Raw genomic sequence first — 14,643 nt, forward strand, 5'->3', positions numbered from 1 at the left:
GCGCTCATGAACCGCATCAACGCACTCGGCACCCCCGAAATCGAGCGCGTGGAATGAGCTTAATGGGGTAAGCGGGAGCCCCGCTTCAACGCCCAGTTCTGAAACAATGCCGTTGCGATGGGGCTTGTCGCTCCGCTGACGCTGTTCCTGGGGACGGCCTCCGGCACGGCCGCCCTGGCCGCGATGGCCGCCCAATCGGGCAACCGGGCGATCCTGGCCGTGGGGCTGGTCTTTTGCCTGGGGATCGCCGTTGTTCTGCTGCGCAACGCGCTGGCGGTGCTGATCTTTGCGCTGGCCATGGCGCTGTCCTACAACCGGCAGTTCTACAGCTTTGACGACTGGCTGGGGGATTACGGCTCGTTCGGGCTGTTCTGGACCCTGGCCGACGGGCTGATGGTCGTCATCATGCTGGTGGCGCTGGCACGCGCCGCCGTGACGGGGCAGGGGTCCGCATCCGGGCCCCGCGGCCTCAGCGTCGAGGTCCCCCTGGTCCTGCTGGTCGCGGCGATGGCCCTGTCCGCCCTGCACACCGAAACGCTGCCGCCCGCGCTGTTCGAGATGATGCGCGTGGCCAAGTTCCTGCTGTATTTCCTGGTGCTGCGCGCGATCATGGACCGGGACCTGGCGCGCGTTCTGATGGTCGCCGTCGGCGTCATGATCGTGCTGCAATGCGCCTTGGGCGTGATGCAGGTCGCGCGGGGGGCGGGGGGCAGCGGCCTCGGCTCGCTTGAGGCGCAGACCGGAGAGATGGCCTATCGCGCGACCGGAACGACCGGGCATCCCAACATGTATGCGCCCTTTCTGCTGATGCCGACGCTTGGCTTTGTCGCGCTTGGCCTTGCCGGGCGGGCAGGGGTGCACCGCCTGGCCCTGCTGGCGGGGGCGGCGGGGGCGCTGGCGATCGTGCTGTCGCAGTCGCTCGCCCCGGTCGCCGCGATGCTGGCGGGGCTGGCCTGTCTGGCGGTGGCCCATCTGGCGCGCGGCGTGGTGCGGCCCCAGCGCGTTCTGGGCGCGGCGGTGGTTCTGACCACGCTGGGGTTTCTTGCGGTGCTGCCGCTGGCCTCGCGCATCATGGAGCGGCTGGCGGGCGACTTGGGCGGTTCGGTCGAATTTCGCGCCAGCTATAATGACGCGGCCATCGGCATCTGGCGGCTGGACCCGGTCGTGGGGGTCGGCCCGGCGCATTTCATGACCGAACTGCCCGCCTTTCACGCCGATTACGCGCGCATCAACGACGACATCCAGGCGGGCCGCAAGATCGCGAATGTCCGCGCCATCGCGCCGGTGCACAACGTCTATCTGTGGATCCTGGCCGAGATCGGCCTGCTCGGGCTGACCTGTTTCCTGCTGTTTCTGGGCGCGACGGGGTGGCTGTTCCATCAGGCCGCACGCGGTGCCGACCCGGGCAACCGGTTCTTTGTGGGCGTGTTCTGGGGCTTTGCGGGGCTCTGTGCCGTGCAGGTCACCGATTTCTCGCTGTGGTGGGACCATCAGCTGATGATGCTGACGCTGCTGCTGGCTTTGGCGGTGCAGGTGCGGCGGCAGGGAGGCGTGCCATGATCCGCGTGTCGGTCATCATCCCGACCTATAACCGCGCGGGCGATCTGCCACGCGTCCTGGATGCGCTGGCGGCGCAGAGCATGCCCGATTTCGAGGTGATCGTCGTCGACAATGGATCGACGGACGACACGGCGGCCCTGCTGTCGGACCGTGCGTCGCGGATGGCGCAGCCGCTGATCCACCTGCCCATCACGCCAAGCGGCCCGGCCGGTGCCCGCAATGCGGGCATGGGCATCGCGCGCGGCGCTTATCTGGCCTTCGTCGATTCCGATGTGGCCCTTGCCCCGGACTGGCTGGCCCTGACCCTGGCCGAGCTGGACCTGCATCCGGGACTGCCAGCGGTCGGCGGTGTCGTCATCTATCAGAACGATACGGGCCATGTGAACGCCTATGGCGGCCAGCTTAGCCCCATCGGCTTGGCCTGGGACGCCTGCGAGGGGCAGCCGGTCGCCCGCATCACCGGGCCCGCGCCACGGTTGTGGATCAACTGTTCGGCGCTGCTGGTGCGGGCCGATGCGGCCCGCGCGGTGGGCGGCTTTGCCCCCGATTTCTTCTACGGGTTCGAGGACAGCGATTTCGGCTGGCGGCTGTCGGTGGCCTTCGGGCCGCAGCGCGTCATTCCCGGGGCCCGCAGCTTTCACAATGTCGGCGACACCATCGGCCGGGCGGCGGGGCCGCTGGTCTATCACGGCTGCAAGAACCGGCTTGCCTCGCTGATCGCGAATGCGCGGGGGCGGCACCTGGTCTGGGCGCTTCCCGTGGCGCTGGCCTATGGGGTGGCGGACGCGGCCCTGCATGCGCCGCGGGGGCCCAGATGGCGGGCGCTGGCCTGGAACCTGGGGCATCTGCCCGCGACGCTGGCGCGCCGGCGCCTGCTGGCCCCGCTGCGACGCCACGACCGCGCCGTCGCCTGGCTGTTCGCGGATCGCTGGTTTCCCGCGATCCGGCTGCGGGGCATGCGGCGTCGGCCCAACCGGGTGCAGGACGTCTCGGACCCCGGCGCGCGCGACGACCGCATGACCGAGGGCGCATCATGAGCACCACCCCCCAACCCGCGCGCCTTGTCTGGCTGGACGCCCTGCGCCGCCTTACCATCGTGCTGATGGTCGCGGGCCATGTCGCGCGCGGCCTGTGGGCGACGGGGCGGATCGACTGGCCCGATTACCGGCTGTATGACGCGGCGCTCTATGTCTTTCACGGTCCGCTGTTCTTCGTGCTGTGCGGCATCACACTGTGCTGCGCGGGCGGCCGGGCGCGGCTGCTGGACGACTGGCCCCGCCGGCTTGGCCGCCTGGCGCATCCCTATCTGGTCTGGACGCTGATCACCGCGACGGCGACGCTTGCGATGGGCGGCGCGGTAAACAACCCCTTGGGCTGGTCGGCCTTTCTGACGATCGTGCTGGGCATGCCGGTCTGGCCCTACAGCATCTTCTGGTTCCTCTATGTGCTGATCCTGTGCCAGATCGCCATGGCCATCCTGCGAGAGCGTTTGGGCCACGGCGCAGGCCGCATCCTGGCCCTGTCGGTCGCCGGTCTGGCCGCGGGCTATGTGATCCGGGCGCTGGTCGGACCCATAGAGGCGTTCCAGGTCACGACCTTTCTGACGATGTTCTTCTTCTTCAGCTGGGGGCATTGGCTGGGCGCGCGGCCCGACATCCTGACGCGGCGGGTTCTGGTGGTGTCCTGCATCCTGTCGCTGCTGTGCTGGGGGGCGATCCTGGGCTTGGGCCGGACCATCGACACGCCGTTCGGCGGCTTTGCGGGCCTGTGCATCACGACCTTTCTGATCGCGCTGGTCCGACGCGGGGCCGGTTCTGTGCCCGGCGCCGTGATGGCCGCAGCCGCCACTGTCGGCATCATGTCGATGGAGATCTACGTGATCCACCACCTGCTGGCCGGGTTCGCGCGCATCGCGCTCAGCAGGCTGGGTGTCGAGGCGCTGTGGATCTATGGGGCGGTCGGCTTGATCGCAGGGGTGGTGGGGCCGATCCTTGTGGCGGCGCTGTTCCGGCGGGCAGGGGTCGCGGGCCTGCTGGGTCTGCCCCCGCCACGGCGGCCCGCGCCGGTCGCCCGGCCCGCCGTCGGTGCGGTGCCATGACCGGCCGGCACCCCGCAATCCTTGTCGACCATTGTGCAATTTTTCCTGGGGGAGGTTTTGGTCCATGATCAGCAACGAACAAACGCCCGATGTGCTGGTGCCCTTCGCGGGCATCGACGACGGCCCCGCCGCGCGCCCCGGCCCGCGCATCTGGCCCTTGGTCAAGCCGGTCTTTGACAGGCTGTTCGCGCTGGCCGTCCTGGTCTGCATCGCCCCGGTGCTGATCGCCATCGCGATCAAGCTTGATTCCCCCGGGCCGGTCCTCTTTCGCCAGCACAGGTTCGGGCGGCATCGCCGGATCATCCCGGTGACCAAGTTCCGCACCATGCGCCATGATCTGACCGATCACGGCGGGCGTCAGCAGGCGCTGCGGGGCGATGCCCGCGTCACCCGTCTGGGGGCCGTCCTGCGCCGCACCTGCCTGGATGAGCTGCCGCAGTTCTGGGACGTGCTGGCGGGCCGCCTGTCGGTGGTCGGCCCGCGCCCCCATCCGTTGAAGATGGAGGTCGAGGGCATTCCCGCCGAACTGGCGATCGCGAACTATCACGCCCGCCACGAGGTCAGGCCGGGCATCACCGGCCTGGTGCAGGTCCGCGGCAACAGCGGCCCGGTCGAGACGATCGCCAAGGGCCGGGACAGGATCGCCCATGACATCGAATACGCACGGCGCCAGTCGCTGTGGCTGGACCTGCGGATCATCGCCCGGACCTTTCACGTGCTGCTGGTCCAGCGCAGCAACTATTAGCCACGCGGCCCTGCCGATGGCGGTGACGGGTGCCCCCGCGGGGGGATCGCACCGGCCCGGTTCGGCCCCGGCGGTCAGGCCATAGCGTCAGGCGGAATGCGGTGCGACCAGATGCCCGTGGCCCGTGTCGATCAACGCGGCGGGCGCGGGCGGATCGCCGATCCGGCGCAGGGGGGAGGGGCTCTCTCCGGTCGGGCGCAGGTGGCCGCGTGACCGGCGCGTGGGGTCCGGGACGGGAACCGCCTCCAGCAGGCGGCGCGTATAGGGATGCTGCGGATTGCCAAAGACCTGATCGCGGGTCCCCATCTCGACGATCTGGCCCAGATACATCACCGCCAGGCGGTCGACGACGTTCTCGACCACGGCCATGTCGTGGCTGATGAACAGATAGGACATGCCCAGGCCGTCCTTCAGCTCCTGCAGCAGCGCCAGCACCCTGGCCTGGACCGACACGTCCAGCGCCGACACGCTTTCGTCGCAGATGATCAGCCGGGGGCGCAGGGCCAGGGCGCGGGCGATGCAGATGCGCTGGCGCTGCCCGCCGCTGAATTCATGCGGATAGCGCGACATCTGGTCGTCACCAAGACCCACTTGCCGGAACAGGTCGCGGGCGCGGGCGCGCCGTTCCGCCGGGGTGCCGATGCGGTGGATGACCAGCGGCTCCTCGACGGCGTCCCCGACCTTCATCCGGGGGTCCAGCGCGGCCATCGGGTCCTGGAACACCATCTGGACGTCGCGGCGGATTTCCTTGCGCTGGCGCGCGGACATCGCGGACAGGGGCCTGCCCCCGATCTCGATCAGCCCCTCATGGGGCACCAGCCCCGCCAAGGCGCGGGCGATGGTCGACTTGCCGCAGCCGCTCTCGCCCACCAGGCCAAAGGTCTCGCCGGGGCGGATGTCAAAGGACACGCCAAGCGCGGCGTGAACGCGGTGGGTCGGCCGGCCCAGAAGGTTGGCCCCGACATCGTAATGGACCGAGGCGCGGGACAGGCGCGCGACAGGAACCGGCGCCTCGGGGGGCGGGGGGGCGCCCCGCGCGGCCCCGGCGCCAAGGCGGGGCACGGCGGCCAGCAGATCGCGCGTATAAGCAGCCCGGGGCGCGGCGAATATCCGGGTGGTGGGGCCTTCCTCGACCATGCGGCCGGCCTGCATCACGACGACGCGGTCTGCGGTCTGGGCGACCACCCCCATGTCATGGGTGATCAGGATCAGCGCGGTGCCCGTCCGGGCCTGCAGGTCGCGCAGCAGGTCCAGCACCTCGCGCTGGACCGTGACGTCCAGCGCGGTCGTCGGCTCATCCGCGATCAGCAGGGCGGGGCGCAGCGCCAGGGCCATCGCGATCATCACGCGCTGGCGCATGCCGCCTGACAATTCATGCGGATACTGCCCCATCCGCCGCGCGGGCTCCGAGATGCGGACCTGGCGCAGCGCCTCGATGGCCTGCTCGCGCGCCACGGTGCGACCGACGGGGTCATGGGCGCGGATCGCCTCGATCAGCTGCGCGTCGATGGACTGCACCGGATTCAGCGAGGTCATCGGCTCCTGAAAGATCATCGCGATCCGGGCGCCGCGCAGGGGCCGCATCCGGGCCTCGGACAGCTGCGCCAGATCGGTGTCGTCCAGCATCAGCGTGCCGCCGGTGACGGCGACATTCGCGGGCAGCAGCCCCATCAGCGCCAGCGAGGTGATCGACTTGCCCGACCCGCTCTCCCCGGCGATGGCCAGCGTCTCGCCCGCCCGCAGATCAAAGGACAGGTCCGAGACGAGGGGGCGCACCACCCCCCGGTCCCGGACCGAGACGGTCAGGCCCCGCACCGACAGAAGCGGTGCGGCGATGGCCTGCTGCGGCATGATCATTCGAAGACCGATCGCGGGAAATAGAACGACACGACCCAGTTCGGCATGTCCACGATCTCGGATATCCGCAGATCGCCGCAGGTCGAGACCAGCATATAGGCATCGACCGCCGCCATGCCGTGCTGCGCGCACAGCAGCTCGACCATCTGTTCCACCGCCTGGCGCGCGCCGGTCATCAGGTCGGGGCCGATGCCGGTGGTGACCTCATAGCCCTTGGCATCCAGGTGCCGCGTGACCGGCCCCGGCGTGGTAAAGCGCGGCATCCGCAGGTTCGCGCCCTTGACCAGGTCCAGCGTCAGCGTGACATCCATCGGGCTTTCGATGGCGGTGCCGCAGACCTCGCCGTCGCCCTGCGCGGCATGGGTGTCGCCCACGGAGAACAGCGCCCCCGCCACTTCGACCGGCAGGTACAGGACCGTGCCCTTGGCCAGATCGCGGATGTCCAGATTGCCCCCCGTCCGGCGCGGCGGCACGATGGAATGCAGGCCCGGTTCCGCCTGCGCCACACCGATGGTGCCGGTAAAGGGCTTCAGCGCCACCTTGCCGTGCCGTCCCCACAATGCGGGGGCCAGGGTGTCCGCGTCGTATTTCCAGATCGTCAGGGCAGGGTCGGTGAACTGATCTGCCAGCAGACCGAAACCAGGAATGTTCGCCGTCCAGCCCCAGGCCGATCCGTCCTGCACGCGGGGGGCGAAATCCTGCAGCGTCACCTTCAGCGCGTCGCCGGGTTCGGCCCCCTCGACATAGATCGGGCCCGAGACCGGGTTGATCTTGCCGAAATCCAGCGCGGTGACATCGGCCACGGTGCTCGACGGGCCAAGCTGGCCCGCCGAAGAATCCATGCAGTTGAAAAGGATCGTGGAGCCCGGCGCGACCGTCTGGACCGGGGCAAGCGAATTGTCCCAACCGAAATGGTGCTGCGCGCCGTGGATCGTATAGTCGCAGTTCTTGCACATGGGATTACTCGGTCACGTAGACATAGTCGTAATTGACGGGGATCGACACCGGATCGACATAGAGCGCGTCATCGCCACCCATCCGGGCCGACTTCATCGTGTATCGCTGTTCGTTGAAGACCGGCACCCAGGGGGCCTGCGCCATCACCTGCTGATAGACCTGGGACCACAGCTCCAGCCGCTCGGGCGCGGTGGGGTCGGTAAAGCTGTCGGCCTCGGTCGCCATGGCGTCGATGCCCTCGTCGCAGAACCGGGACCAGTTCCAGCCGCCGTCGCCCGCCCCCGCGCAGCCCAGGATCGGCCCGTAGAAGTTCGAGGGGTCGGGGAAATCCGCGATCCAGGCCATGCCGCCCGACCAGATCATCGGCGCCTCGCCCGCGCCGCCGGCCTCGATCACGTTGGCTTGCGCCAGGCTGCGGATCTCGACCTCGACGCCGATGGCGGACAGGTCCTGCTGGATCGCCTGCGCGATGCGGGGGTTCGGGTCGGTGTTCATCACGTAAAGCTGGGTGGTGAACCCGTCCGCCAGCCCGGCCTCGGCCAGCTTGGCTTTCGCGCCTTCGGGGTCATAGGCAAAGCCGTCGAACCCTTGGGTATAGCCCGGCATGGACGGCGGCAGGGGCTGGGTCGCGGGCACGGCGCGACCGTTGATGACCTGGACGATGCGGTCCTTGTTGATCGCCATGTTCACGGCCTCGCGCACGGCCAGCTGATCGAACGGCTCCATGCCCACGTTCAGCGTGATATAGCCGGTGTGCAGCTGCCCGCCCTCGACCACGCGGGCGGCCTGATCGGGATCGTTCATCACCTCCTGGAACTTGGCGGGCGGGATGCCGTCGCCGGGCACGTCCACCTCGCCCTGCTGCAGGCGCAACAGCGCCACGACCGGTTCCTGCCCGACCTCGAAGGTGATGCCGTCCAGATAGGGCACGCCGTCGCGCCAGTAGCCCTCGTTCTTCTCCAGCACCAGGCGCTGGCCGATGACCCAGTCCGCCAGCCGGAAGGCGCCCGTGCCCACCGGAACCTTGCCGAAATCGGCGCCCGCCTCCTCGACCGCCTCGCGCGGCACGACCGAGGCAAAGTTCAGCGCCATCACGTGCAGGAAGGTGGCGTCGGGCCGCGACAGGGTGATGCGGACGGTCTGCGGGTCGACGACCTCGACCCCCGACAGCGTGTCGGCGGCCCCGGTCGAGATCTCGTCAAAGCCCTGGATCGAGGCAAAGAACCCCGCCCCCGGCGATTGCGTTTCCGGCAGCGTCACCCGGTCCAGCGAGTATTTCACATCCTCGGCCGTCATCTCGCGGCCGTTGTGGAAGGTGACGCCCTGGCGCAGCGCAAAGGTGAAGACGGTGCCGTCCTCGGACACCTCATAGCTTTCGGCCAGGCCGGGGCGCAGCTCGGTCGTGCCGGGAACGTAATCCATCAGCCCGTCGAACAGCGACTTGATCATGGACCAGTTCTGCCAGTCGTACCCGATGGCCGGGTCCAGCGTGGCGACGTCGTCCTTGTAGGTGATGGTGATCATCCCGCCGGGCGTGGCGTTCGGATCGGGGGTGTAATCCTGCGCCGCGACCGGCAGCGCAAGGGACAGCACGAGGGCAGAGGAGCAAAGCAGCTTTTTCATCTTGGTCTTCCCTGTTGTGGTTGTGGTTTCACCGCATCTTGATGCGCGGATCGATGAAGGGGGTGATGATGTCGGCCAGCAGGTTGCCCAGCACGATGAAGGCGGCGGACACCATCGTGACCCCCATGATGACGGGAATGTCGACGCGCTGGATCGCCTGCCAGGCCAGCTGGCCGATGCCGGGCCAGCCGAACACGCTTTCCACGACGACGATGCCCCCCATGAAGATGCCGATGTCGATGCCGATCATGGCGATGATCGGCAGGATCGCGTTGGGCAGGGCGTGGCGGAACAGGATGCGGCCCCGCGTCAGGCCCTTGGCACGGGCGGTGCGGATATAGTCCTGGCGCATCACCTCGATCATGGAGGAGCGCATCATCCGCGAATACCATCCCGACCCCATGATCCCCAGGGTGACGGCGGGCAGCACCAGATGCGCCAGCGTCCCATAGCCGCCGATGGGAAACCAGCCCAGCTGCACCGCAAAGACGTAAAGCAGCAGCAGCCCCACCACGAATTGCGGCGCCGACACCGCGACAAAGCTGGTCACCATCAGCCCCTGATCCAGCGGTCGCCCGCGATAGATCGCCGCGATCACGCCAAGGGTCAGCCCGATCAGCAGCTCGCACACAATGCCGCCCGCCATCAGCAGCAGCGACGCGGGCAGGCGCGATGCGATCAGCGTGCTGACCTCGGTCCGCTGCAGATAGCTGCGGCCCAGATCGCCCTGCACCAGGCCCGCCAGATAGCGCCCGTATTGCACCAGCAGCGGCTGATCCAGGCCCAGCTGCTGGCGGATGTTCTCGACCGTCTGCGCGGTGGCGGACCGTCCGGCGATCTGGCGCACCGGATCGGCGGGCAGCACGTAGAGCAGCACGAAGGTGATGAAGCTCACGCCCAGCAGGATCATCAGCGCGGCAAAGATGCGGCGCACCAGGTATCCGGCCATCAGTCGCGCCCCCGCTGCGTCGGGTCCAGCACGTCGCGCAGCGCGTCGCCGACCAGGTTGAAGGCCAGCGCCAGAGCCAAGATCGCCGCGCCGGGGATGAAGACCAGCCAGGGCGCCGCCTGGAAATAGGTCTGGTTCTCGAAGATGATGTTGCCCCAGCTGGGGGTGGGGGGCTGAACGCCCACGCCCAGAAAGCTGAGCGTCGCCTCCAGCAGCACCGTGACCGAGATGCCAAGCGTGCCCCAGACGATCAGCGTCGGCACCAGATGCGGCAGGATGTGGTGCCACAGGATGCGGGCGCGCGACGCGCCAAGCGTGCGTTCGGCGGCGATGAATTCGCGTTCCGACAGGCTGGTCGTCTCGGTATAGACGACGCGCGCGGTCTGGACCCAGTTCACCAGCGCGATCACCATGGCCACGATCCACAGCGACGGCTGAAAGATCGCCGCCAGGCAGATCGCCAGCAGCAGCGCCGGAAAGGCCATCATCAGGTCGGTGAAGCGCATCAGCACCGCCCCCACCCATCCGCGCAGGAACCCCGCCGTGATGCCCACCAGCGTGCCGATGGTCAGCGCCGCGCCATTGGCGACGATGCCGATGATCAGCGAGGTGCGCGCCCCGTACAGCATGCGGCTGAACAGATCGCGGCCCAGCAGGTCGGTGCCCATCAGGAAATCGCCGCCGGGCGGCATCGGCGCGCCCTGCAGGGTCAGACCGTCGAACAGCTGCTCGTTCGGGCCGAAACGGACGATCCAGGGCGCAAGGATCGCCCCGCCCACCACCGTCAGGATGATGGCCAGCCCGAACAGGGCCAGCTTGCGCCGCATCAGGCGGCGCAGCACGCCGGCCGGGGCCAGCGGCGCCTGTGCGGGGATGGGGGCGGCCTCAACCATCGTTGACCTCCTTGTCGCCGCCGGGACCGTCCATGATCCGCGCGGCGGCCTCCTCAAAGCTGACGCGCCAGGCCATGGCCATGTGCCGCAGCTGCTCGAAGGCCGCGTCCTCGGTCTTGCCGCGCGCGGCCAGCCGGGCCACGGCGCGCACGACCGTCTGCCGCTGTGCCAGGCGGGTGCGCAGGCTGTCGATCTGGTCGTTCATCTCGGCCCGCGCATCAAAAGTCGCCCGCGCGATCAGCAGCGCGGAATAGACCCCGGCGGTGCCCACGGGTTTCAGGATCTGCGCATCCGCCCCGAAGTTCATCAGCCACTCGATCCGCCCCGGCGCCTCGGACCCGATCAGCGCGATGGTGGGCATGGGCGCGCGGCCCGGCGGCCAGGGGAACTGGTCGTCATGCGCGGTGTCCACGTCCAGAAACAGGTAATCGGCGGCCTGGACGGCGGGCGACAGCTCGGGCCACTGGCACTGGGTCCGCAGGCCGATCGCCTCCAGCTGGCGGGACAGGGCCGCGACCGTCGCATGGGGGCGGTGCAGGATGACCGCGACCGCGCCGCCCAGATGGGGGATGCGCAGGTGCCGCCTCATGTCACGACCCGCAGCGCGGCACGCGGCATGTCGCGGGCGCCGGTCAGATAGGGGTCGCCGTCGATCGGCTCCAGCGCCCTGATGACGCTGAAGGCGCCGTCCTGCACCCGCGCGATGGCGACCGGCAGGCGGGTGTGATGGGTGCGCGCGCTGATCCCCAGCTGTCCGGCCACGGGCAGGGACAGCAGCTGCGACAGGGGCAGATCCTCGGCGCCGGGGCGGTTGTTCAGCAGCCGCGCCAGCATCATCACCGAATCATGGGCCGCGACCTCGAAGGACGATCCGAACCCGTGACCCCGGTCCCGGCCCGCCGACCGGGCTGGCATGCCCCGGAACCATGGCCCGGCGGCAATGATCCCGTCGGCGGCATCCCCCATCACCGGCAGCTCGCATTCCGTCAGGTTGCAGGACAGGACGGGGCAACGGGGGCTGGCGAAATGGGGGTCGCGCTGGCGCAGCTTGGCCATCTCGGCGATGAATTCGTATTGCGACGGCCCGATCAGCTGGTTCAGCACGAAATCCGGGCGCAGGGCCGCGATCTCGGCCACGATCCTGGCCACGTCGGTCGAGCCGAGCGGCAGATAGCGTTCCCCAAGGATCTCTCCCCCGGCGGCCACGGTCACCTGGCGCGCCAGGCGGTTCATCTCCCAGCCCCAGATATAGTTCGACCCGGTCAGATAGCCGCGCCTGCCATGGGCCCCAAGCGCATGCTCCAGCAGCGGCAGCAGGTGCTGGTTCGGGCAGGCATGGGTATAGACGATCCGGTCCGAGGCCTCGAACCCCTCATAGGGCACCGGATACCACAGCGCGCCGTTCAGCCGTTCCAGCGTGGGAATGACCTCCTTGCGGCTCCAGGATGTGGTGCAGCCGATGATATGGCGCGCCCGCGACGTGGCCAGGATATCCTCGCCAAGCGGCGCATAGGCATCGACATCGCCCGCCGGATCACGCTCGACAGGCTCGAAGGTCAGGTCCAGGTCGTTGTCCGCGTTGACGTCGGCGATGCCTTGCATGACGCCGCGATGGCTGGCCTCTCCCATCAGCCGGTAGGGCCCCGACCGGGAGAACAGAACGCCTATTTCCAGTTTTCGTGCCAAGGGGTTGCCCCAAACAAAAAAGCACCGCAGATCCCTTTGCTCAATCGAGCGAACGGATCGCGGGGCGCGGTTGCCAGCTATGTCCCGTTGAGGATGGCTCATGCCCCGCATGCCGGTCAACAGTTTATCCATGCGCAGGACGGTCGCTGCTGAAACAATGGGCAGGTCGCGGGTGTCGCTGACATGGACGCGCTTTGGTTCAGAGGCGCATTGCCGGGCCGGATAGGCCGCCCGTGATCGCAGTGGGGGCTGATCGTGCCCGAAGCGGGCCCAGCTCTAACCCAACCCGTCCAGAACGTCGCCAGCGATCTGCGCGGTGTCGGGCCAGCCGGGCAGGGCGGCGCCCGCGCGGGCGGCGGCGGCGGCGCGGGCGGCGCGGTCCTGGGGGTCGCTCAGCATCCGGCGCAGGGCCTGCGCCAAGGCGGGGGCGTCGTCCGGCGCGACCAGCAGGCCCGCATCGGCGGGCACCGTGTCGGGCACAGCCCCGGTCCGGGTGGTGACGATGGGCAGGCCATGCGACAACGCTTCGTCGAAGACGATGCCGTAACCTTCGTAGCGGGTGGCCAGCGCGAAGACCGAGGCGCGGCGATAGAGTTGCGCCAGGCGGTCCGCCTCGACCCGGCCCGCCAGCTCCAGCCGCGCGGACAGGCCCGAGGCCGCGATCTGCGCCTGCAGGTCGGTCACATGCGCCGCGTCCCAGGGGTTGCCCACGATCACCGCCTGCCAGTCCAGATCCGCCAGCCGGGCCAGCGCCGCGATCAGCACGTCATGCCCCTTGCGCGGATGCAAGATGCCCACCGACAGGATCAGCGGCGGGCTGACCGGCGCAGGCGCGGGGGGGATCGCCTGGCGGTCTGTGCCGGGTCGCGCCACCGTGATCCGGTCGGGGGTCACGTCATAGCGGTCGATCAGCATCTGGCGGGTATGCGGGCTGGGCACCAGGATGCGGCGGGCATGGGCCAGGTTCGCGCGTTCCGTCCGCCACAGGTGATCGGCCAGATCGGCGGGCAGGGCGCTTTCCTGCGCCAAGGGATGGTGGATCATCGCGACGATGGGTGCGCGTATGGCGGCCACGCCCTGGGGGTCCAGCGCGCCAAAGGCCAGCCCGTCGATGATCACCGGCTGATCGGCGGGCAGGGCCTGCAGCGCATCCAGCGCCTGGCTCATCTGCGCGGCGTCGGGGGTGGGAAAGGCGTCGGACAGGGCGATGACGCGGACGCTGCGGCCCTGGGCGCGCAGCCCCTCGACCAGGCGGCGGTCATAGATATAGCCGCCGGTCAGCGTGGTGATGTCGCCGGGCAGGGCAAAGGCCAGGGTGCGGGGGTCGGTCACGGATCGGCCTGTGCGGTTGTTGCGGAAACGGGGACGGGAACGGGCGCGCGCCGGTCGTGGCGCTGCGCCAGCAGGACCAGCAGGCCGGGCAGGGTGCTGGCCAGGAACATCAGCCCAAAAGCCAGGCTGGCCGCCAGCCCGGCCTGTGCGCTGGCGCCGACCAGCGGGAACAGCCCCGCCGCGGCCCCTTCGCGCAGGCCCCAGCCACTGACGGTCAGCGGCAGGATCATGGTCAGCAGGATCAGCGGCACCAGCACGGCAGTTTCTGTCACCGACAGCGCAGTGCCGGTGGCGCGGGCGCAAAAGGCGAAGGCGGCCAGGTTCGCCGCCGTGATCGCCAGGTTCAGCGCCGCCTGACGCGGCAGCGCACCGGGCGCCAGCAGCGTGACGCGCAGCGCGCCGCGCAGATCGCGCGCGGCGGTGCCCGCACGACCGGGCAGTTGCCCCGCGCCGCCCAGGGCCACCACCACGACCAACCCTCCGGCCAGCAGCGTCCCGATCAGCCCCAGCACCCAATTGGGCAGGGCCAGCCCGCCCGGCAGCACCGTCACCGCCAGCGCACCGGCGGCCAGCACCAGAAACAGCGCGACCTGTCCGGCCAGACGCTCGATCGCGACGGCGGCGCCGGCGCGGCGCAGGCCCGCCTGATGGCGCGCCCGCACGGCGCGGCCCGCATCGCCCAGAACGCCCCCCGGCAGCGACTGGTTGACGACCTGGGCCAGATAGTATTCGCCGATGGCATGGGTCAGCGGGATCGACTGGTCCAGCTGCCGCGCGGTCAGCCGCCAGCGCAGCGCCGACAGCACCGTCTGCGCCGTCAGCGCCAGCATCGCCGCCCCCAGCCACATCGGATCGGCCCGCGCCAGCAGGCGCAGCGCCTGCTGGCCGTCCAGACCGAACCACAGCAGCGACATCACCCCAAGGGCGACCAGAATTTGCACGG

13 protein-coding genes are annotated in these 14,643 nt (G+C 69.4%); 4 read left to right on the forward strand and 9 right to left on the reverse strand.

The window, feature by feature from the left end; translation table 11 throughout:
- Positions 1–117 precede the first annotated feature (117 nt).
- From FA740_RS10685 to FA740_RS10700, 4 genes are all read left to right on the forward strand, one after another.
- The gene (locus FA740_RS10685) at positions 118–1,560 is read left to right on the forward strand and encodes an O-antigen ligase family protein (RefSeq protein ID WP_136856767.1); all 1,443 of its coding nucleotides are present in this window, start codon (positions 118–120) and stop codon (positions 1,558–1,560) included.
- Entirely contained in the window at positions 1,557–2,597 is a 1,041-nt protein-coding gene (locus FA740_RS10690) for a glycosyltransferase family 2 protein (protein WP_136856768.1), read from the forward strand. The genes FA740_RS10685 and FA740_RS10690 overlap by 4 nt, the downstream gene beginning before the upstream one ends.
- Positions 2,594–3,658, forward strand: a complete 1,065-nt coding sequence (locus FA740_RS10695; protein ID WP_136856769.1) for an acyltransferase family protein — start codon at positions 2,594–2,596, stop codon at positions 3,656–3,658. The genes FA740_RS10690 and FA740_RS10695 overlap by 4 nt, the downstream gene beginning before the upstream one ends.
- 64 nt (positions 3,659–3,722) lie before the next feature.
- The gene (locus tag FA740_RS10700; RefSeq protein WP_211243690.1) at positions 3,723–4,403 is read left to right on the forward strand and encodes a sugar transferase; all 681 of its coding nucleotides are present in this window, start codon (positions 3,723–3,725) and stop codon (positions 4,401–4,403) included.
- 87 nt (positions 4,404–4,490) lie between these two features.
- Here the strand turns inward: FA740_RS10700 and FA740_RS10705 are convergent, their stop codons facing one another.
- The 9 genes from FA740_RS10705 to FA740_RS10745 form a co-directional block, all read right to left on the reverse strand.
- On the reverse strand, positions 4,491–6,260 hold the full coding sequence (locus tag FA740_RS10705; RefSeq protein ID WP_136856770.1) for an ABC transporter ATP-binding protein: 1,770 nt from the start codon (positions 6,258–6,260) through the stop codon (positions 4,491–4,493).
- Positions 6,257–7,216 carry an acetamidase/formamidase family protein gene (locus FA740_RS10710; RefSeq protein WP_136856771.1) on the reverse strand — a complete coding sequence of 320 codons (960 nt, stop codon included), beginning with the start codon at positions 7,214–7,216 and terminating at the stop codon, positions 6,257–6,259. Before FA740_RS10710 ends, FA740_RS10705 begins: the two co-directional genes overlap by 4 nt.
- A gap of 4 nt (positions 7,217–7,220) precedes the next feature.
- On the reverse strand, positions 7,221–8,840 hold the full coding sequence (locus tag FA740_RS10715) for an ABC transporter substrate-binding protein (protein ID WP_136856772.1): 1,620 nt from the start codon (positions 8,838–8,840) through the stop codon (positions 7,221–7,223).
- Between the two features lie 28 nt (positions 8,841–8,868).
- Positions 8,869–9,789, reverse strand: coding sequence for an ABC transporter permease (locus tag FA740_RS10720; RefSeq protein WP_136856773.1), 921 nt, complete (start codon positions 9,787–9,789; stop codon positions 8,869–8,871).
- The gene (locus tag FA740_RS10725; RefSeq protein WP_136856774.1) at positions 9,789–10,682 is read right to left on the reverse strand and encodes an ABC transporter permease; all 894 of its coding nucleotides are present in this window, start codon (positions 10,680–10,682) and stop codon (positions 9,789–9,791) included. Before FA740_RS10725 ends, FA740_RS10720 begins: the two co-directional genes overlap by 1 nt.
- Complete coding sequence (locus FA740_RS10730) at positions 10,675–11,271, reverse strand: ANTAR domain-containing response regulator (protein ID WP_136856775.1); 597 nt, start codon at positions 11,269–11,271, stop codon at positions 10,675–10,677. Before FA740_RS10730 ends, FA740_RS10725 begins: the two co-directional genes overlap by 8 nt.
- Positions 11,268–12,368 (reverse strand): transporter substrate-binding protein, encoded by a 1,101-nt coding sequence (locus FA740_RS10735; protein WP_136856776.1) that lies wholly within the window; start codon positions 12,366–12,368, stop codon positions 11,268–11,270. The genes FA740_RS10730 and FA740_RS10735 overlap by 4 nt, the downstream gene beginning before the upstream one ends.
- 276 nt (positions 12,369–12,644) lie before the next feature.
- Positions 12,645–13,700, reverse strand: coding sequence for a glycosyltransferase family 4 protein (locus FA740_RS10740; RefSeq protein WP_136856777.1), 1,056 nt, complete (start codon positions 13,698–13,700; stop codon positions 12,645–12,647).
- Complete coding sequence (locus tag FA740_RS10745) at positions 13,697–14,641, reverse strand: lysylphosphatidylglycerol synthase transmembrane domain-containing protein (RefSeq protein ID WP_246053585.1); 945 nt, start codon at positions 14,639–14,641, stop codon at positions 13,697–13,699. Before FA740_RS10745 ends, FA740_RS10740 begins: the two co-directional genes overlap by 4 nt.
- Positions 14,642–14,643 lie beyond the last annotated feature (2 nt).

Source organism: Paracoccus hibiscisoli, assembly GCF_005048265.1.
Lineage (GTDB): Bacteria > Pseudomonadota > Alphaproteobacteria > Rhodobacterales > Rhodobacteraceae > Paracoccus > Paracoccus hibiscisoli.